General features: G+C 38.9%; 20 protein-coding genes. 1 reads left to right on the top strand and 19 read right to left on the bottom strand.

Translation table 11 applies throughout. The features are described from left to right. Positions 1-42 precede the first annotated feature (42 nt). The 5 genes from CTY48_RS11310 to CTY48_RS11330 form a co-directional block, all read right to left on the bottom strand. On the bottom strand, positions 43-741 hold the full coding sequence (locus tag CTY48_RS11310; RefSeq protein ID WP_099468593.1) for a TIGR01906 family membrane protein: 699 nt from the start codon (positions 739-741) through the stop codon (positions 43-45). A gap of 19 nt (positions 742-760) precedes the next feature. Continuing rightward, the gene (locus CTY48_RS11315) at positions 761-1,555 is read right to left on the bottom strand and encodes an ABC transporter ATP-binding protein (protein ID WP_099468594.1); all 795 of its coding nucleotides are present in this window, start codon (positions 1,553-1,555) and stop codon (positions 761-763) included. Next, the gene (locus tag CTY48_RS11320) at positions 1,542-2,540 is read right to left on the bottom strand and encodes an ABC transporter permease (protein ID WP_236354897.1); all 999 of its coding nucleotides are present in this window, start codon (positions 2,538-2,540) and stop codon (positions 1,542-1,544) included. Before CTY48_RS11320 ends, CTY48_RS11315 begins: the two co-directional genes overlap by 14 nt. Before the next feature lie 92 nt (positions 2,541-2,632). Then, positions 2,633-3,667: an ABC transporter substrate-binding protein gene (locus CTY48_RS11325; protein ID WP_099468595.1), complete on the bottom strand. Its 1,035-nt coding sequence runs from the start codon at positions 3,665-3,667 to the stop codon at positions 2,633-2,635. Positions 3,668-3,816: 149 nt separating this feature from the next. Then, positions 3,817-4,737: a DMT family transporter gene (locus CTY48_RS11330; RefSeq protein ID WP_099468596.1), complete on the bottom strand. Its 921-nt coding sequence runs from the start codon at positions 4,735-4,737 to the stop codon at positions 3,817-3,819. Positions 4,738-4,823: 86 nt separating this feature from the next. Between CTY48_RS11330 and CTY48_RS11335 the strand changes: the two genes are divergently transcribed. After that, the gene (locus CTY48_RS11335) at positions 4,824-5,699 is read left to right on the top strand and encodes a LysR family transcriptional regulator (protein WP_099468597.1); all 876 of its coding nucleotides are present in this window, start codon (positions 4,824-4,826) and stop codon (positions 5,697-5,699) included. On the opposite strand, the gene CTY48_RS11340 is transcribed toward CTY48_RS11335, so the two are convergent. The 14 genes from CTY48_RS11340 to CTY48_RS11410 form a co-directional block, all read right to left on the bottom strand. Continuing rightward, positions 5,683-8,037, bottom strand: coding sequence for an ATP-dependent DNA helicase (locus tag CTY48_RS11340; protein ID WP_099468598.1), 2,355 nt, complete (start codon positions 8,035-8,037; stop codon positions 5,683-5,685). The genes CTY48_RS11335 and CTY48_RS11340 overlap by 17 nt on opposite strands. A 273-nt stretch (positions 8,038-8,310) precedes the next feature. After that, positions 8,311-8,541, bottom strand: a complete 231-nt coding sequence (locus CTY48_RS11350) for an HPr family phosphocarrier protein (RefSeq protein WP_099468600.1) — start codon at positions 8,539-8,541, stop codon at positions 8,311-8,313. A 317-nt stretch (positions 8,542-8,858) separates the two neighbouring features. Beyond that, positions 8,859-9,629 (bottom strand): TIGR03915 family putative DNA repair protein, encoded by a 771-nt coding sequence (locus tag CTY48_RS11355; protein WP_180272713.1) that lies wholly within the window; start codon positions 9,627-9,629, stop codon positions 8,859-8,861. Between the two features lie 75 nt (positions 9,630-9,704). Further along, positions 9,705-11,048 (bottom strand): putative DNA modification/repair radical SAM protein, encoded by a 1,344-nt coding sequence (locus CTY48_RS11360; RefSeq protein ID WP_099468602.1) that lies wholly within the window; start codon positions 11,046-11,048, stop codon positions 9,705-9,707. 285 nt (positions 11,049-11,333) lie between these two features. Then, positions 11,334-11,519 (bottom strand): PspC domain-containing protein, encoded by a 186-nt coding sequence (locus tag CTY48_RS11365; protein WP_099470142.1) that lies wholly within the window; start codon positions 11,517-11,519, stop codon positions 11,334-11,336. Positions 11,520-11,534: 15 nt separating this feature from the next. After that, entirely contained in the window at positions 11,535-12,413 is an 879-nt protein-coding gene (locus CTY48_RS11370; RefSeq protein WP_099468603.1) for a DUF4097 family beta strand repeat-containing protein, read from the bottom strand. Further along, on the bottom strand, positions 12,410-13,117 hold the full coding sequence (locus CTY48_RS11375) for a DUF1700 domain-containing protein (RefSeq protein ID WP_099468604.1): 708 nt from the start codon (positions 13,115-13,117) through the stop codon (positions 12,410-12,412). The genes CTY48_RS11370 and CTY48_RS11375 overlap by 4 nt, the downstream gene beginning before the upstream one ends. Then, positions 13,110-13,436, bottom strand: a complete 327-nt coding sequence (locus tag CTY48_RS11380) for a PadR family transcriptional regulator (protein WP_099468605.1) — start codon at positions 13,434-13,436, stop codon at positions 13,110-13,112. The genes CTY48_RS11375 and CTY48_RS11380 overlap by 8 nt, the downstream gene beginning before the upstream one ends. Positions 13,437-14,020: 584 nt before the next feature. After that, positions 14,021-14,203, bottom strand: a complete 183-nt coding sequence (locus tag CTY48_RS11385; protein ID WP_099468606.1) for a hypothetical protein — start codon at positions 14,201-14,203, stop codon at positions 14,021-14,023. A 226-nt stretch (positions 14,204-14,429) separates the two neighbouring features. Next, positions 14,430-14,912, bottom strand: a complete 483-nt coding sequence (locus CTY48_RS11390) for a cysteine hydrolase family protein (protein ID WP_099468607.1) — start codon at positions 14,910-14,912, stop codon at positions 14,430-14,432. Positions 14,913-14,949: 37 nt separating this feature from the next. Then, on the bottom strand, positions 14,950-15,255 hold the full coding sequence (locus CTY48_RS11395; RefSeq protein WP_099468608.1) for a hypothetical protein: 306 nt from the start codon (positions 15,253-15,255) through the stop codon (positions 14,950-14,952). Between the two features lie 125 nt (positions 15,256-15,380). Continuing rightward, entirely contained in the window at positions 15,381-15,629 is a 249-nt protein-coding gene (locus CTY48_RS11400) for a CPCC family cysteine-rich protein (protein WP_099468609.1), read from the bottom strand. Between the two features lie 117 nt (positions 15,630-15,746). After that, on the bottom strand, positions 15,747-17,672 hold the full coding sequence (locus tag CTY48_RS20000) for a P-loop ATPase, Sll1717 family (protein WP_328587802.1): 1,926 nt from the start codon (positions 17,670-17,672) through the stop codon (positions 15,747-15,749). A gap of 775 nt (positions 17,673-18,447) precedes the next feature. Further along, complete coding sequence (locus CTY48_RS11410; protein WP_099468610.1) at positions 18,448-19,116, bottom strand: ABC transporter ATP-binding protein; 669 nt, start codon at positions 19,114-19,116, stop codon at positions 18,448-18,450. Between the last annotated feature and the right edge of the window lies 1 nt (position 19,117).

Consider the following 19,117-nt stretch of genomic DNA (forward strand, 5'->3'; position numbering starts at 1 on the left):
TATCTTATGGTATTTATAATTTTTTCTAATTATTAATTTTCATTATTCTGCTTTATCATGTTTTCCAACTCGCCAGATAACTGCCGCTGAGATAATAAGCAAAGCTCCAAGCAATATTCCAAATGTGGCGCCTATCGTTTTGACTGTGTCGAAGAAAAAGCCCTCCGGTAAAATATTAATCATCAAATCGGTCGCCGGATCCAATAACCACAAATCGTTATCAAAAAATATATGGTGAAACTGAACAAACACTTCCGAAAAATTATTTGCGACATAAACCGCCGCCAGCGCAGAAAGAACTCCGATTACACAAGTCGCTGCTATAAATGCTTTCGGAAGCAGCCTCTTCAAATCCGCTTTCCGAAACACAAGTACAAGAATCGCTGCCACCGTGATTCCAAGTGTGATATTCCGAAGCATAAGCCCCTGCATAAAAAGCTTCTTCACATCAGCCATATGGAGCTTTTCCCTGTCATTAAAAAACTCACGCTCGCTTTTATCCACGATTGTCTGAATCACTAAATCATCTCGTTTGTCGATGAGGTAGTCCATCATCTCATCAGTCACGTACAAGACATCCTCCATCTCCATTTTAACGTCATCCAGCACTTCATATTTCGCATATTCTCTCTCATAAAAGCCAGGGATTGCATATAGTACAATCTGAAAGCTCGTGAAAAACAATGCAAAAATAAATGCTATGGAACCAAGGATTGCCACACTAAAGCTAACCTTATTCATTACAGTCTCCTTTTATATCTTACGCCAGCATCATTCTGTCATTTGCAAATTCGCCGCCGCTTGCCTGTTCAAATTTAGCAAGTAAATCAGCTACCTGAAGATTTTTCTTTTCCTCACCTGCAATATCATATACCACTCGTCCTTCATGCATCATAATAAGCCTGTTTCCATACTTGATGGCATCCTTCATGTTGTGTGTAATCATAATTGCAGTCAATTTATCCGTCCGTACAATCTCATCCGTGATGGTCAATACGTTCTTTGCTGTCTTGGGATCAAGTGCCGCTGTATGCTCATCAAGCAAAAGGAGCTTCGGCTTTTGCAGCGTTGCCATCAAAAGCGTCAATGCCTGTCTCTGACCGCCTGATAAAAGTCCTACCTTGGAACTCATTCGATCCTCCAAGCCTAATCCAAGCACCTTTAAGTCCTCATGAAATCTCTCTTTTTCTGCCTTCGTAATTCCCCAGCTTAAGCCTCTTTTTTTACCTCTGCGGTAAGCAATCGCAAGATTTTCCTGAATTTCCATATTACCCGCAGTCCCCTTCATCGGGTCCTGAAACACTCTGCCTAAATAGTAGGAACGCTTATGCTCAGGCAAATAGGTGATATCCATATTATCCAATAAAATCGAGCCGCCGTCAATCGGATACACGCCCGCTATCATATTTAAAATTGTTGATTTACCCGCTCCGTTTCCGCCGATTACCGTCACAAAATCCTGTGCATTGAGTTGAAGATTCACTCCATTTAAAGCCTTTTTCTCATTAATCGTGCCCGGATTGAAGGTCTTATATACATCATTAATTTTTAGCATCGGAATCAGCCCCTTTCTTGTTTACTAATGCTGCTTTGTTAGATGCTCTTGTACCTAACAGTTTCGGTATTGTAAGTGCAAGCGCAACAACAATTGCCGTGAGCAGCTTTAAATCCGTGGATTTTAACCCCATCCAAAGCACTACCGCAATAATGATACGGTAAATAACCGATCCAAGCAAAAGCGAGATCAGGCGGAACTTAAAGGTTTTTGCTCTTCCCATCACAACCTCACCGATTACAATAGACGCAAGGCCGATTACAATTGTGCCGACACCCATGCCGACATCTGCATATCCCTGGCTCTGTGCTACCAAAGCACCTGAGAGTGCAACGAGTGCATTTCCGATAATAAGTCCGATTGCTTTCATCTTGTCTGTATTTTCACCAAGCGCGCGTACCATCTCCTCATTATTGCCTGTTGCACGAAGCGCTGAGCCGATTTCCGTTCCAAAAAACCAATAAACCAACACTACTACCAACGCCGCAAAGATACATCCTACCAAAAGCATCACCCATGCATTGAAGTTGGGAATACTCTGCATCGATGCCGGAAATAAATCCTTTACCAGACTGACAACCGTATTAACACCTAAAAACGGAATATTTGCCTGTCCCATAATACGGCTGTTAATGGAGTAAAGTGCTGTCATTGTAAGAATTCCCGCCAAAATTGCAGGTATTTTACATTTTGTATGTAAAAATGCGGTAACTGCACCTGCCAATGCTCCGGCAATTACAGAAATAATTAGTGTTGCATAAGGATTCCATCCCATATTGACCGCCAGCATTGCACTGACACAGCCTCCCAATGCAAAACTACCATCACAGGTCATATCCGGAAAATCTAATATACGAAATGTTATAAAAACACCAATTGCCATGATGCCCCACAAAATTCCCTGCGCACTTGCGGAATGTATAGACCACAAGAGAGGCACAAGGAGAATCCAAAAGCTGGTAAAGCCTTTCATGATTGTACTCATATTACTTCTTTCCTCCTAAAATACTTTATTTCTGTCTTTAAAAAGCGCATTAGGACAGACCTCGTCTGCCCTAACACAATGCGATACTATTTCTAGTTTGCCTCTAAATCTGCCGGAATTTCAACACCAATCTGCTCTGCCACTTCCTTGTTTATGCTAAACTGAAGTTTCGATGCATCCAGATATTCAATCGGCATCTCTGAAGGCTGCGCTTCTCCGTTTAAAATCTTAGCCGCCTGTGCTCCGGTCAGCTTGCCAAGCTCATAATAGTCAATACCGTAGGTAGCAAGTCCACCTGCCTCAACCATTCCTGACTCTCCGCAGATAACCGGGATTTTATTTTCATTCGCCACCATCGCTACGGTAGCCATACCTGCTGCGATTAAATTGTCCGTCGGTGCATAGATAGCATTCACTTTTCCTACTAAAGACTGCACAACCTGCTGAATTTCATTTGAATTTGAAATTGTTGCGTCTATCACTTCAAGCCCAAGCTTCTCTCCCGCTTCTTTTGCTAAGTCAGCCTGGATTTTGGAATTTGTTTCACTGGAATTGTATAACACTGCTACCGTTTTTGCATCCGGAACAAGCTTTACCAATAAGTCCATCTGGTCTGAAATCGGATTTAAGTCGGATGTTCCGGTTACATTCGTTTCAGTTGACTCATTGCTTTTTACCAAACCTGACTCAGCCGGATCTGTCACTGCCGTCACAACAATCGGAATATCCGAGGTTGCATTCGCACATGCCTGCGCCGCCGGAGTCGCAATAGCAAGAATTAAATCACTCTGATTGTTTACAAGCTTTGATGCGATGGTTGCACAGTTAGCCTGCTCTCCTTGTGCATTCTGGTAATCGATTTGAAGATTTTTGCCTTCCTCGAAGCCTGCCTCTTTCAAACCATCTATAAATCCATTATAGGATGCGTCAAGTGCATCATGCTGTACAAGCTGACATACTCCTATTTTGTATACCTTGCCGTCTGCCGCAGCTTCGGTCGTACTTTCTGTTTCTTTTGTTGTATCTGTTGTAGTGCTTCCTTCCTGTGAAGCAGTGCTTGAGCCACATGCAGCCAGCGAAGCTGCCATTGTCAAAGCCAATGTAAGTGATAGAATTTTCTTTTTCATAAATTATCCTTCTCCTTGATTTTATTTATAACAAGTAAAACTGTTTGCAGCTTTATCTTGTTTAACAGTCTAAAGCGCAACACTTTAATTCGTTAAAATACTATAAGAAATATACTACAAATCTCGCTCACAGTCAAGTTAATCTTGCACTATATCTTGTTTACAACGTAGATACCCAGACACACACATACAAGCGCAATCAAATTCTGTATGCTCATAATGCTGTCCCCCAAAAATACAGCCGATAAAATTGTTCCAAAAATCGGTATGGCAAAATTAAAAACCGCAATTTTACTCGGTTGATTATATTTTAACAGCGTCGTCCAAATTGAGAATGCCACAGCCGAAACAAGGGATAAATAAATCAAAAGAATATAACCGTTCACCGAGCTGCTGCTAAGCGTTCCCCCCGATACACCTCCGATTGCCGCAAGCAATATGCCACCCAAAATCATCTGATAGCCGGTGAGCATAACGGGATTTATTTTCCTTGCCACAACCTTGCTTATCATCGCCCCCAAAGCCGCGCTGAACGTGGACAAGAGCATCACTACATCCCCCAGAATACGAAAGCCTCCAAGCGCTCCTCCATCTTTTAAATTGATAATGATAATACCCGCAAACCCAATCAGACAGCCCGCAAGCTTTCTCACCGTTATCTTGTCATCCTGAAACATGATATGGGAAATAAAAACACTGAAAAAGGTAATCGTTGTCGCAAGTATCGCCCCCTTTGCCCCGGTTATATGGGAAAGCCCTATGTAAAAAAATAAATACTGCAAGCCCGTCTGCACAACTCCCGTAATCAAAATTCCTTTGACTTGGTTTTTCTGAGGCAGTACCACCTTTTTAATCGATATAAAATACGCCGCCAGCGTGAGCACTCCCGCCAAGGTAAAACGAAGTCCTGCCAAAAGCATAGTCGCTCCGATTTCTCCGTTTAAAATCCCAAAATATTCATAGCTTATCTTAACGCCGGGGAACGCACTTCCCCACAGTATCGTACACAAAACCGCCAGTAAAATAACGGTATATCTCTTCTTAAATATATTTTCTTTCTTCTCTGTCATAACTTAGCCTCGTTGTTTCTAGTTTTGTTGGTAAAATAGTTTTTATTATGTTATAATGTAACAAGTATTTATAAGGAGGACTTATCATGGATATTAACTATGAATTATACAAAGTGTTTTACTTCGTCGCAATCTCGCTAAGCTTCTCGGAAGCTTCCAAGCAATTATATATTTCCCAGTCTGCTGTCAGCCAGTCCATCAAGGTACTGGAAAAAAAGTTGAATCAGCCATTGTTTATCCGAAGTACCAAACGAGTTCAGCTTACACCGGAGGGGGAAATCCTGCTGCGTCACATCGAACCTGCCATGAACCTGATCAAGAGAGGCGAGGCACAAATTTTAGATGCCAACACCCTTGGTGGGGGTCAGCTTCGAATCGGCGCAAGCGATACGATATGCCGCTATTTTCTTGTGCCGTACTTAAATCGTTTTCACAAGGAATATCCAAATGTTCATATTAAGGTTACAAACCAGACCTCAATTAAATGTGTGGATTTGCTAGATAGTGGACAAGTAGATTTGATTGTAACAAACTTCCCGAATTCACAGCTTCATAACACCAATCAAATCAAGGTGATTAAGGAATTTAGGGATGTCTTTATCGCAAGCAGAAAGCACTTTATGCTGGATAACAAAAAAGTTACCTTGCAGGAGCTTCAGACCCACCCTATCCTTATGCTTGATAGAAACAGTACCACAAGTGAGTTTGTCCATCATATTTTCCAGCAGCACCAACTTGATTTGGTGCCGGAAATTGAACTTGGAAGCAATGATCTGCTCATCGATCTTGCACGGATTGGTCTCGGTATCGCCTTTATTCCGGATTACTGCGTACCCTCCGACAATAGCGATTTATACACAGTCGACTTGGACGTTGAACTTCCAAGCCGCCAAATTGTAGTCGTTCACAATCAGCATCTTCCTGTTTCACAGGCAGCCGAAAAATTCATCGGTTATTTCTGATTGCATTCCAAAACGTCTGAATTTGAACACCCACGTCTGAAACAGTGCAGGCAGGAGTCTGCTTCCATTCTCTTGGAAACAGCTCCTTGTACTGCCTTGTATGGAATCTATCATCTAATAAAAGGATTACTCCCTTATCCTCTGTCGTTCGAATGACACGTCCCGCCGCTTGCAAAACCTTATTCATGCCAGGGAAACGATAGGCATAATCAAAGCCATTTTCTCCTTTTGCATCAAAATAGTTTTTTAAAATCTCCTTTTCGTTGGAAATCTGAGGAAGTCCTGTTCCGATAATGAGCACTCCGATTAGGGAATCATTTTTCAGGTCAATGCCCTCGCTAAAAATCCCTCCCATCACGCAAAAGCCCACTATCTCCTCCTTGCTGTCTGTAAAGTGCTCCAGAAATTCTTCTCTCTCTTTCTCATTCATGCCCTGCTTTTGACAGATGCAGTTTATCTCTTTTGTCTCCATATACTCATAAACGGCTCTCATATAGCTGTAGGATGGAAAAAACACAAGATAATTTCCTGCCTGCTCCTTGACAGCCTGCTCCACATAGTCGGCAGCCCTTTGGTATTCCAACGCATTTCTTCTCGTGTATTTGCTGCTGATATCCTTCCCGATTAAAATAAGCCGGTTTTCCTCCGGAAAAGGGGAATTCGCATAGACTGCATAGTCCTCCTTATCTCCGCTTAACAGCTCCTTGTAGTATAAGACCGGCAAAAGCGTCGCTGAGAAAAAGACCGTACTGTTTCCTTTATTTAGGCATTCCAGCAGATTTTTGGAAGGATTGATACAAAACAGCTTAATCTTAAATCTTCCGTCCTCCTCATGCTCCGTATAAATCACATAATTCTCATCCAGCCTCTCATACATATTTAAGAAATGTCTGACCTGAAAATAAAAATCAAGCACCTTTTCCCCGATATCTCTCTCCTTATTCTCCTCCAAAAATTTCTCTATCTCGGCGGCAAGCGTCATCAGGTTAAGCGCAAAAGCGCTGATACTCTCAATCAGTTTGTAGGTATCGCACTCTCTTTTCCACTCCAGAAGGTCTTTGTTACATTTCTCTAAGTATTTTTCAAGCTTTCGGCTATAGAACTTAACTTCTTTTTTTAGCTCCAAAATATCCTCTTTGTAAAGAGACGCACTGTACATCTCCCTTCCGCGGTCCACCAGATTGTGTGCCTCGTCAACGAGAAACAGGTATTCTCCCTTCACACCCTCGGAGAAAAAACGCTTCAGCGAAACCTTCGGGTCAAATACATAGTTGTAATCGCATATAATCACATCGCACCACAGCGAAACATCAAGGCTCGTCTCAAATGGGCAGACCTCGTACTTGATTGCGTACTCCTCAATTACTTCTCTTGAAAACGTATCGCATTCTGAAATCATTGCAAAAACCGCCTCGTTCACCCTATCGTAATGCCCTTTTGCATAGGGACAATTCACCGGATTACAGTCCGTCTCCTCACATAGACAAAGCTTATCCTTCGCCGTCAGCGTCACGACCTTCCCCCTAAGTCCGTTTTGCTTTAGGATATCAAATGCCTCTTCCGCCACGGTTCTTGTAATTGTCTTGGCTGTCAGGTAAAATATTTTTTCCCCCAAGCCCTCGCCTATCGCTTTTATCGTAGGGAAAACAGTGGACATCGTCTTTCCCACTCCTGTAGGTGCCTGAATGAAAAGTCTCTTTTTGCGATTGATTGACGTATAGACACTGGCAGCTAAATTGCGCTGCCCCTCACGGTACGGAAACGGGAATTCAATCGGCCTTATGGACTCATTTCTTGTAATCCGCCACTCATATTGAAACTGTGCCCACTTGTAATACTCCTCCATCAAATCTAAAAACCACTTTTCCAGCGTCTGAAATTCAATGGTCTCTTTAAAATATTTCTTCTGCTCCGTATCTAAGTTACAGTAAGTAAGCTGAATGTCAATTTGGCTAAGCCCCTCCTGACTGCCGTAAATGTATCCATAGCACATCGCCTGCGCCCTGTGTACCTCAATCGGCTCTGTGAGGTGGTTTAAGTCAAAATAGACGCCCTTTATCTCATCAATCGTCACATTTGTTTCTTCTATAATAATGCCGTCGGCACGCCCTTCGAGTGTTATTGTAAAATCCGGCTTTTCAATCTGGATTTTGAGCGGGTATTCTGCATGATACTCCAAGCCCATCTGCTTTTGGATTTTCCGGTGCATTTTGCTTCCCGCCTGCATGGCGTCCTTATCGCTTTTATTCCCCTGCCGGTTATCAATATCACCGCTCCTCAGAATAAATTCGACGAGGTTTCGCACCGATATTCTTATGTTTTTATCATCCTTGTTCATGGCAACTCTCCTGTCTCACCCTATCTTACCATGTTATTTCGGTATATGCTAGAATAAAGAATGGGCAAAGTAATTTCCTATAACACAAGAAAGTGTGAGCTTTGCTCACACTTCGCGCCCAAGCGGGTTGCGAAGCAACAACTTCTACTCCGCGAGGTGCGCATAATCTTTTTATATCATAGGAAATTGCTTTGCAATTTCCTATGATATAAAAAAGCTGCGGTAATATGATTCTCATCATTTTGCCACAGCCTTTCATCTATTCTTCTCTTTTTACGCAGTTGCGTATTTTGCAAGAACTTTCTCAAATTCGGTATTTTGACCACCATAACGTACGGTTAATACTCTTGTTAAATCCAAACTCAACACACCAAGTATTGATTTCGCATCAATGATAACTCGATTGTAAAACACATCAACATCGAAGTCACATCTTTCTGCGGCGGATACAAAATCCTGTACATCTTTTGTCGCCTGCAATCTAATTTGATACTTCTTATCCATAATAACAAAATCCTTTCTAAAACATCTTATGGCCGTGCCATAAGCTTTCAATCACATAAACAGTATTGTCTATGTAGCAATATATTTAGTCTAGTCATTATGACATCATTTTATTCATTTGTCAATTTCAAACATTTTCAAAATAAGACTATTTTTTTCGCATATTGAAGTGTTTTCCTCTCCATACCGGTTCGGACCTTTGTTATTTTTCTACAAAAAGCTGTCATAAATTATTAAATTTTTATTAAATTTAGTTTTTATATTTGATTATGAAGAGTAACTATTTATCTATTTTACAAAAATAGAATTTATTCGTCTTATTTTTGAAATTCAACCATATCCTTCTGAAAGCGAAGTGGCAGATTTTGCTTCTGTAAATTTAAGTTTTCTCTCTCCTTAATTGAAATACTGCTGCAAAAGCCCTTCCACAGCTCTTCCATCGCCTTCTCTTCCTCTGATATCTGTTCAAGGCTCTGTAAGATTAGTCCGTCGCTTTTGATTATACCCCATGTTCCCCTGCCCTCATGAACGGCTGCAAGCTTTCTTCCCTTATCATATATGAGCCAGTTCTCCATCGGAAGCCGGTCTGCAAAATGAGGCGCAATCAATGCCACAACATCATTTTTCGGCTCAATAACAGAACAAAGCACCTTGTTTTTTAATTCTCGAAACCGCACAAAGCCAAGCAGATGATGACTTTCGTTTCCGACTGCCCTGCTCAGTTCAAACACACGGCATATATTTTTATCCTGCAAATTCTCCATCAGCTTTCTCGGATTGTTACTGGCAAGCCCTGCGTTGATTGTGCGAAAAATCACCTCCGCCTTATCCGCTCCGTTAGAGCATGCCGCCTCATAAATATTGGCGTATACCTCTGCTCCAAAGCGCCTCTCTATCGTTCTTGCCACCTTACTTGCCTTCTCAAAATCCGTCGTTACGTTAATATATTCAGAAAACAGCTCATAGTTTCCCTCTGCATTCACGGAAAGTTTGATAAATTCCTTGGGATGCCTGCTCTCCCACGCACAATATACACCCGTAAAGATGCCTTCTGTGCTGTTTTCGCATAAAAATATCTTCTGGTTCATATATGGTTGCTCCCTTCCCAGAGCTTTTACTTCTATTATCATAACCGTTTGGTGCCTGCACAGTTACATGTTACTCTATATCTGCCCAAACATACTCTGTGCCTGATCTACAATGTTTGGCTGCGGATTAAAGTTCACATCATCAAACAGAGAAATTTGCTTAAAGCCGCCTTCCGTTGCTTCAATCGGAATTCTTTCTCTTAAATTTAAAAGATTTCTTGTGATATAATCCTCTTCCAGCTTGATGTGGTACATCATCTTACCCTTGCAGGTGATAAAGTACAAGGCTCGTTTTAAAACAACTCCCATTCGCTTGATATCCTCAAAATCGAGCACTGCCTGTCTTCTTGCCTTTACAATTCGCTGTGCAGACTTGACACCGATTCCCGGAACGCGAAGCAAAGTGTAGTAATCTGCCCGGTTAATCTCTACCGGAAAATTCTCTAAGTGCCTAAGCGCCCAGTCACACTTCGGATCAAGCAGCACATTAAAATTCGGTCTCGCTTCAGACAATAACTCACCCGCCTTAAATCCATAAAAACGAAGCAGCCAATCTGCCTGATAAAGTCTGTGTTCCCGAAGCAGCGGCGGTCCTCCCGGAAGTGCCGGTAGGGCGGCATCCTCATTGACATGAACAAATGCGGAGTAGAATACCCTCTTTAAGTTAAACTTATCATACAAATTCTCCGCAACAGAGACAATTTGATAATCGTTCTCCGGCGTAGCTCCGATTATCATTTGTGTGCTCTGCCCCGCCGGCACAAAGCTCGGGGCATTTTTATAGACCATCAGTTCATTTTTATTCTGCACGATGCCAGATTGTATCTGCCTCATCGGTTTTAGGATAGTTTTTCGGGTCTTATGCGGCGCCAAGGTCTTAAGTCCCTCCGCCGTTGGAAGCTCCAGATTAATACTCATACGATCAACCAAAAAGCCAAGTCTTTGAATCAGCTCACTGTCAGCTCCCGGAATCGCCTTAACGTGGATATACCCCCCGAAATGGTATTCATTTCGAAGCTTCCATATCGTCTGATATATCAAATCCAAGGTGTGGTCCGGGCTCTTTATAATACCTGAACTCAAAAACAGCCCTTCTATATAATTACGCCTGTAAAATTCAACCGTGAGACTGCACACCTCATCAGGGGTAAAGGACGCCCGCTTCACATCGTTGGAGGATCGATTAATGCAGTATTTGCAGTCAAAAATACATTCGTTTGTAAACAATATTTTGAGCAGTGAAATACATCGTCCGTCGGCGGAAAAACTATGGCAGATTCCTGCTCCAATTGTATTGCCCATATCTTTTCCGTTTCCTTTTCGATCCACTCCACTGGAGGTACATGCCACATCATATTTTGCGGCATCGGACAGTATTGAAAGCTTTTCCATTACCGTCATATTTTCCTGAATTACCATAAAAACACCCCTTGCTCTTCTTCGAACGTTTGTTTGATTATCGTAACATATGTTCGAAAAAAAAGCAAGGGGCTTCTCTTTATTTATAAATATGAATTTAAAGTTCAGCCATGCCATTCATAATGTGTCAGATATACCGCTATTCCAAGTATCTTATGATATAATTGACACATTATGAATGTCGGGCGTCCGCCCTATAGAAATGATTATTCAAAAAGCCCTTAGAGTGCAAGCACTCACGGTCGTTTTGAATAATCATTTCTGCACGGCTGAACTATTTATCAATTAATATTCGTCAGGAATAATAATTGCTGCGATAAAATATGCTAAAATCCCCGTTCCGGTAAAAGCAAGTAATACAAGTAAAAGTCTTATAATCGTAGGGTCAATATTTAAGTACTCTCCAATTCCACCACACACACCACAGATAAATCTATTTGTTCTTGATCTGTATAATTTTTTCGTTTCCATCATTTCTACCTCCTATTATTCATTCTCAAAGCTTATTTGTATAGTTCCAACACCACAGTTGATATCCATTGTATAATCAGAATTGTTATCAATATGTTTCTCACCGTCAACCCCTCCAAAGGTAAGCGTTCCCACTATAATTGTTCCGATACCGCATTCTATGTCATAGTCATAATCGGACTGTTCTCCGTTCAACGTCAGCTTAATTGTCCCAATACCGCATTCTACGTTTGCATCTCCCCTAATTTCTCCTGCAACTTCCATTTTTCCGGTACCGCAGTCCATATTCAGCTCATCCGCTGCAATCTTTTCAACGGTCAATTGTCCGGCTCCTACACTTAGCTCTGCTTCCTTAGCAATAATTTCATCTGCCTCAAACTTTCCGGCACCCAAGTCTACATCCATTGTATTCGCCTCGATGCGCTCTGCGTTTACAACACCGGCTCCCATATCAATGTCAGCCTCCTTCAATGTGGCATTTTCCGGGATATAAAGCGTAATAAGAGGGTGATACTCATCTCCTATTCTCCAATTATTCTTAATGTTGTCTTCTATAATAAGTTCTCCGTTTTCTTCTCTACACTCAAAGCCTCTTACTACACGTTCAGCTTCCACTCGATATTTATCGCCATCTGTTTTTTGAATATTCAGCTCTCCATAGTTTAAATCAATGTTGAGTGTTTCAATTCCTTCGAATTCACCCGTAAAATCTGTAGTATTTTTGCCATCAACTACACTCACAATATTATTTCCGTTAATGGAAAATCTGCCGTCCCTCAGCATCGATGCAAAGGTGCTTCCTGCTCCTAATGCACCTCCGATAATAGTCAGTACTAATCCAATGGCGATTGCCACTCCGCTAAAAATCAAACATCCTCTTGTAAATGATTTCATTGCATTACCCCCCTTCTTTTAAACGGCATTCTGCACAGTTCAACAATATTGCGAAACAGCCAAGGAATAAACTTCCAACAAATCTGAACACTCAGCAGTGTCAAAAGACTTCCGACTCCCAATAAGAGAAGTCCCACGCCGCAACTGAATATTCCGGCGAGCGGCGATGTAAACAAAGTTACAAAGCCTACCACAAATACCGTGACACCGCCAAGTACGCCTGCAATTGCAAGACCGACAATTCCTGCAAAAATTCCGATTGCTCCGCCCACAAGTCCTACAATCAGACCGAATAATCCGCCTAACAGCGGCAGTCCTACCGGAATGGCAAGAATAAGAAGAATGATAATGAGAGCTATTTTACCGCCTGAAGCTTCTTTGGTATCTTTTCTGTAAGTTCTGCGGCTGTTGCTCTGTTCCTTTGTATCATGATTGTCTGCCACCTCGTAATTGATGACAAATCTTGGATCAGAATATCCTCTCTCCGTAAATTCTCCGGATTCGTTTATATTTTCCTGAAGACTAGTTTTGATAATAGCCGCAACCTTTTCCGGTGTTCCAAGTTCTATAATAACCTGATTTTCATTTTCCGGTCCTGCCTCGTCAAAATAATCATTATAATACTGCAAGGCTTCTTCTCTCTCGCTGTCTTGAATATTTCCCAGCAGATTTTCCAATTTTTCCATAAATTCTTTTCTACTCATCGCTCACGCCCTCCTCAAACATCATCGTTATTCGCTTGGAATAACTTTGCCATTCTGAAATATATAAATTCAACTGCAGCCTTCCCTTTTCCGTCAGCTTGTAATATCTTCTGTTACGTCCGCCAAATTCCATATCGTAGACTTCCAGACAATCATCTTTTTGCAACCTTCTAAGTACCGGATAGAGGGTAGACTCTGAAATTTCAATGACCTCTCTGACTTCCTGTGTTATCTTATAACCGTAAGTCCCTTCTATCTCTTTCGACACAACCGCCAAGACAATTGCATCTAGCAGTGCCGCACCAGTATTAAATACCATGTCATCATCTCCTTTTCCCTGTGACTTGCTTCCTTTCCTTAATATATTATTTAAAAATTAATATTATTTGTTTTTTAATATTATTATTTTATCAATATTAATTTATATACAATACTATACGCCGTATAATATTATATGTCAATATATTTTTTTAAAAAATATATTGACAGCTTATTTTTTTATTTCGTTACATTAGAGTTTTAACAAAACTATGGCTATTACTGAATTTATATGTATTTTGAGCAAAATCATCCCCCGTTGAATGATGTTTTGTTCTCTTCTATAAAAGGCATTACCGACGTTGGAGCCTAAAGGCTCATTAAAAAATTCTCCTCTTGCACAAACATTACCGCTCGAGTCCAACATGTCTCATTTTATTTGCTTTATTTTACCTGCTCACTCAGTAACGAGTCAAACATAAAATATATTCACCTACAACATAAAAATTCCAGCCGGATTTGTGCCCTGCTGGATGAAAAATTTATCTTTTTCAATTATCTACTTGATGAGAAGCGCTTCACACTTAATGCGACAGCTACTTTACTAGTCAACTATAATACGACGCATATAAGCCCCTGTAAATATTATTTAATCACCAAAAATAATATAGCTGCAATAATAATTATTGTAATAATCCTTGTAATAAAATTACCTTTTACTAAAATATTGAAATCACCTATCACTGAATGGTTTATAGAATCCGAAAAATTAATCATTGGATTTCTTTTATATTCATTGCTTCTTCGTTTTTCTTCTTTATCACTCATAATTCCTTCCTCCTGTTTTTTATTATGATTATCAGTATATTCCAATGAGTGAAGCCCTTTTGGTTTTCTGATGTCAGCTAACCTTTCAAATTTTTTTCAATAACTCCATATTCTATATTTTCATTCTAATATAGTTAGCTTTAAGTTAACATGGTATAAAACCGCAGAGCCTCTGCCCGGTTATAAATTAAGGTTTGTCAGCTTCACATTACGCCCATAAATAAAACTATTCTAGGATTGAGATACCATCATTTGCAAGTTGACTAAGTGTTTTCTCTAACTTATCTGCATCTGCTGCTCCAATGCATGAATGATTAAATATAATCGCTAAACCATTTTTCTTTCCGTCACGCGCTGATGCTGCCACACAATAATTTCCGTCAACTCCCACTATTTCTACTTCCGTTACTCTTTTGTCACGTAAGTACTGAGATAACTCAGCATTAGTAAAACAGCTGACTCTACTTTTAACAAAAACTGTATTAGGCTCTATAATATTTATCCCTTTAACAAGTTGTGGTATATATATTTTCCTTTGATAAAAAAATCGATTGACGATATAGATTACCATGTTTCCTGCATCCACAAAATCCAAAATTCTCTGATTAACTCGTGGAATTAATATTTCCGGGTTATAAGGAAATCGTTTTTTATTTCTTCCTTCTCCAACATAGTCTTCTTGCATATCTATTACCAGTAATGCTTTCATTCATCATCCTCTTTGTTCCTATTATAAAAAATCGTTATTATAAACGATTTTGTTTGTTAATACACATCCCTACAACCATACCAATGAGCATTCCAAAACTGATGCCATACGAAAGTGATATAATTCCCATTGAATTTAATACGGTTCCTGCGCACATTCCCAGACACATTCCTACAGACATGTAATTGTCCTCAGAATCTACCTTTGTTGATTTCGCTTTATCCAAATGCCCCTGCTCCTTTGGACTTAGCTTTCTCTTTTTCCTACTGAAATTGGCTGCAATAATAGCAACTGCAATTCCAATTAGCAGCCATGGTAAGGCTGCCGATAAAAAATCTGCCATTTCATTATCCTCCAATAAACTCCTGTTTGTCTGTGTGTTATATGAATAATTGGTATCAAATAATATCTTATTAATGACTGTTTATAAATATAATAGGAAGATCCCTAAATAATTTGTAGTTACATTTACTCTTTTAACTCATCTTCTTTTGGTAATCGTACATAGGAAATCATACTAAATTCACAAGCTTTGAATTCTTTATAATTTCTTTTAGCTTCTCGCAATGTAATGCCATGGTTACAACAACTATATTCTGTATCGTTTTCCAAAAAAACATCATTTTCCCAAAAACATACAGGACATATATAACCTTCATCATCTTTAGGCGCTATTGAATATGTATAAAATTCACAGCACGGACATTGATACTTCAATCAATTCACCTCATTTTAAAATTAGCTTCTCAAACCTTTTATATTTAATATCATATAATAAATATAATGGGCCATTGAAAATTATAGCTTAATTCTGAGCTTATGGAAAATGTATAGTTAGTGGTTATTATTTAAGCATTCCCAACAATAAACAGGGTGTCCTTCTTTCGGCTCAAAAGGCACCTTAGCATCTACTCCACAAGAAGAACACTTAACACTAAAATATTCTCTTGATGCACGAGTGGCATTTTTACGAGCAGTTCGGCAATTTATGCATCGTTTAGGTGCACGAAAATTTTGTTGAGCATAGAATTCTTGTTCGCCTGCCGAAAATATAAATGTGCCACTGCACTCGATACACTTTAAAGAAATGTCTGCTTGGCATAAAGGTTGCGAGTTTTCTAGTGTTACATTGCCACTAGCGTAAATGTTAAAATGTTTGTCTTTTCTACCACTTATAGACAATTCAACATTTAATGATGGATGAATAATCATTTTCCAAGGTGAATCAATTAACAAAGAATACTTCTCCTTATATTCCCATTGGGTTGCAGTATCTTTATTCAAATAATTCCCAATAAATCCGATCCTGTATAAATCATTAAGAACCGTAACCAGTTTCTCGGTTAAGAAGGTATTGGGAAACAGTTTGCCTACTCGCTCATTGATTTCATCATACGAAAATATAGTTTTATATCCTCGAAAACACTGAACAATACAATCTATTTCCTCTGCAGTATAGAGTGCACGCATCTCCTCTTGTACTTCCACCAAGCATTGTTTAGAGTAGACGTGCATAAATGTTTCAAATGCATTTTGATTAAACGAGTAGAATCTTTTTGAATTTTTAGATTGAGCTGCAAGGATTAACCGCACTATATCTCGAGGTCTGTGCCACGTATTATCAAGAATATATGTACATATATGTGTATTGTAAACTTGTGACACAAACCATCTTTTGATAAGATCATGCTGTGTCGAATTGACAATACCAGCTTTTTCTTCTGCCATTTCTATCCGTCTTATTAGTATGCTAATAATTGGGTGCTTAAACGAGTTTGTATTCGTATATTCCCAAGTAAGCCTCTTATCATATCCTTGCATAATTTTGTGTAACTGGTTGGATTGTACAAAACGATTTATTGAATTAACTATCTCCAATCGAACAGAACAAACAAATTTTGTTCTTTCACGAAAAGTGTCATTCATCCTCTTCGTGGTAAAAAGAAGATCTCTAATCATTCGTAAGTCTCGATAGAATACATCACTGCCACTTCTGTATGCTTCCAATTCATCAATGAAAATATAGTATGGTATATCCGTTCTTGTTACGTTCAGAATAAGGTCATCCGCCTTTTGAATGATCTTAATGAAGTCGCCATAACTTGCCGTATTGTTAAAGTGAGGTTTGGATAAATCCAAAGGTTCAACACCAATACTTGGCTCTACGGTTCCAAATTGAGGATTGGTAGTTGCTGAGAATGTAATTTTAGCTGGAATACGCATTTTTCCACTATAGATAGTTTTATCGATTTTTGATATCTCATGGCAGAATTTAGTCCAGTCATCATCATCTATGAAAAGGTTACTATTAAAACTCTTATTATCATCAATAATTTTTTGATAAAATTGCCATCTCCAAATGTACGTAAAGTCGCACTCTAATTCTTTACCAGATGCAGCTATAGATGCATCCACGGCTATTGGTGTTGAGATAGCCTGGGATATTGTATTTAATTTTGCTCTATCTACCTGCGAGTATCCACTTTCAAAAAAAACAAAGGATGAGCATGCTGCATCATCTAATGTCCTAACATAGTTTTCAAGAAAATGTAGTAACGCCGTTTTTCCTGTTCCCTTATCACCCATCACAAAATATGGAGAGCCGTATTTTGTGATGGCTATTTCCTCAATATCTATTCCTGTTGGTTCGATATAGCTGTTAACAAACTCATCGTAGCCTTGCTCTTTTATTTCATCATTAGCATCTGGTTTTCCAGCGTAAATATCCCCAATTGTCAACAATTTCTTATTAATTGTCATAAACATCAACCTCCTAATTTTTATAAATACATCTTAGATTATTACTTCTGATATCTATTCATATTTCATATTATAGCCACATTCAAACCTTGTGCCAGTTTCCCATTATTGCTATAATATGCAACTGATTTTATAACATTAAATTTCTTTAGTTACATAAGTTTTATGACATTAAGAACTAACTTATTATATTTTATACCTTTTTTCTATATTTTTCTATAAAAATAGTAAATTCATCGAAATTTTAAGTATGAAACATCTTATCCACCTTTACTTGTATTCATCCAAACTCTTTTTCTATTAATGCTTTGTTAAAAACTTTATTATATCGTCCATTAATCTTTTTCTTTTAAAAACAAAACTTGTTAAAAACCAAACGAAACTTGCTCATAAAAACTTTAAACTAAAAGCTAAATAATCTTAATCCTTATTATCACTTTACACACCTACTGGATATGGTTCCGAAACTGACGGATACAAAGGGAAATATAGAAACCTTAAAATTAGATTTATGACTACCTTGGTCAAAAGACCTATCTGTTAAATGTTACAAACCACGCCGCTTATGATGCAGCGTTACTTCATTGGCAGGAGGATAATTTGACATTTACGTATTCAGTTTAACAGGCTAAAGCCCTAATAAAAACGGAGCACGCTTCATGTACTCCGTACAAATTGTAAACAAAGTGAATTTTATTTTATCGTCTTTTATATCCAAATCATCACAAAATCAAATTAATGATTTCTTCCTTCTTTCGTATTTCACGAAGTTCTGTCATTCGCTTTCCAACGTATTTCTATTTGTACTTATATGCTCAATAACTTTTCCATGATCCATTCTAATAACCTCATCACATAGAATTTCAATATCTTCTTTTGTATGGCTTGCTATTATTATCGTTTTTCCCTGCCTTTTTAAACTTAAAATCACATTCCTTATATCTTCAACACCTTCGTTGTCAAGACCATTCATTGGCTCATCTAAAAGTAAAATATCAGGTTGTTCCATAACTGCTTGTGCCAGTCCTAATCGTTGACGCATACCTAGTGAATATTTACCAACTTTCTTTTTACTATCAGGGTCTAACCCCACCATTGTAATTGCATCCTTTATTTCCTTTATTCCAATTCGGTTACGAATCATCGCCAGCATCTTCAAATTTTTAACCGCAGAGTAATCAGGTAGAAACCCTGGATTCTCTATAATTGTACCAATATTATCCGGAATATCAATCTCCTTACCTAATAATTTATTATGTACTCTTATCGTGCCTATGCTAGGAATCACAAAGCCACAAATACATTTTAATAACATCGTTTTACCCGAACCATTTCGCCCAACTAATCCATATATCTTACCTGCTTCAAAGTTAATGGATATATTATCTAATACAATAGATTTATTGAATTGTTTTGTAAGATTCATAATTTCTATTACAGCCATA

The organism is Konateibacter massiliensis, from assembly GCF_900184995.1.
Taxonomy (GTDB): Bacteria; Bacillota; Clostridia; order Lachnospirales; family Lachnospiraceae; genus Lachnotalea; species Lachnotalea massiliensis.

What these genes read in the sequence shown, in the direction of transcription:
- CTY48_RS11330 (WP_099468596.1), bottom strand. Translation starts at nt 4,737, where the DNA reads ATGACAGAGAAGAAAGAAAATATATTTAAGAAGAGATATACCGTTATT.
- CTY48_RS11320 (WP_236354897.1), bottom strand. Translation starts at nt 2,540, where the DNA reads ATGAGTACAATCATGAAAGGCTTTACCAGCTTTTGGATTCTCCTTGTG.
- CTY48_RS11395 (WP_099468608.1), bottom strand. Translation starts at nt 15,255, where the DNA reads ATGGCAGATTTTTTATCGGCAGCCTTACCATGGCTGCTAATTGGAATT.
- CTY48_RS11340 (WP_099468598.1), bottom strand. Translation starts at nt 8,037, where the DNA reads ATGAACAAGGATGATAAAAACATAAGAATATCGGTGCGAAACCTCGTC.
- CTY48_RS11365 (WP_099470142.1), bottom strand. Translation starts at nt 11,519, where the DNA reads ATGGAAACGAAAAAATTATACAGATCAAGAACAAATAGATTTATCTGT.
- CTY48_RS11380 (WP_099468605.1), bottom strand. Translation starts at nt 13,436, where the DNA reads ATGGTATTTAATACTGGTGCGGCACTGCTAGATGCAATTGTCTTGGCG.
- CTY48_RS11335 (WP_099468597.1), top strand. Translation starts at nt 4,824, where the DNA reads ATGGATATTAACTATGAATTATACAAAGTGTTTTACTTCGTCGCAATC.
- CTY48_RS11315 (WP_099468594.1), bottom strand. Translation starts at nt 1,555, where the DNA reads ATGCTAAAAATTAATGATGTATATAAGACCTTCAATCCGGGCACGATT.
- CTY48_RS11310 (WP_099468593.1), bottom strand. Translation starts at nt 741, where the DNA reads ATGAATAAGGTTAGCTTTAGTGTGGCAATCCTTGGTTCCATAGCATTT.
- CTY48_RS11355 (WP_180272713.1), bottom strand. Translation starts at nt 9,629, where the DNA reads ATGAACCAGAAGATATTTTTATGCGAAAACAGCACAGAAGGCATCTTT.
- CTY48_RS11385 (WP_099468606.1), bottom strand. Translation starts at nt 14,203, where the DNA reads ATGAGTGATAAAGAAGAAAAACGAAGAAGCAATGAATATAAAAGAAAT.
- CTY48_RS11325 (WP_099468595.1), bottom strand. Translation starts at nt 3,667, where the DNA reads ATGAAAAAGAAAATTCTATCACTTACATTGGCTTTGACAATGGCAGCT.
- CTY48_RS11390 (WP_099468607.1), bottom strand. Translation starts at nt 14,912, where the DNA reads ATGAAAGCATTACTGGTAATAGATATGCAAGAAGACTATGTTGGAGAA.
- CTY48_RS20000 (WP_328587802.1), bottom strand. Translation starts at nt 17,672, where the DNA reads ATGACAATTAATAAGAAATTGTTGACAATTGGGGATATTTACGCTGGA.
- CTY48_RS11360 (WP_099468602.1), bottom strand. Translation starts at nt 11,048, where the DNA reads ATGGTAATTCAGGAAAATATGACGGTAATGGAAAAGCTTTCAATACTG.
- CTY48_RS11370 (WP_099468603.1), bottom strand. Translation starts at nt 12,413, where the DNA reads ATGAAATCATTTACAAGAGGATGTTTGATTTTTAGCGGAGTGGCAATC.
- CTY48_RS11410 (WP_099468610.1), bottom strand. Translation starts at nt 19,116, where the DNA reads ATGGCTGTAATAGAAATTATGAATCTTACAAAACAATTCAATAAATCT.
- CTY48_RS11350 (WP_099468600.1), bottom strand. Translation starts at nt 8,541, where the DNA reads ATGGATAAGAAGTATCAAATTAGATTGCAGGCGACAAAAGATGTACAG.
- CTY48_RS11375 (WP_099468604.1), bottom strand. Translation starts at nt 13,117, where the DNA reads ATGAGTAGAAAAGAATTTATGGAAAAATTGGAAAATCTGCTGGGAAAT.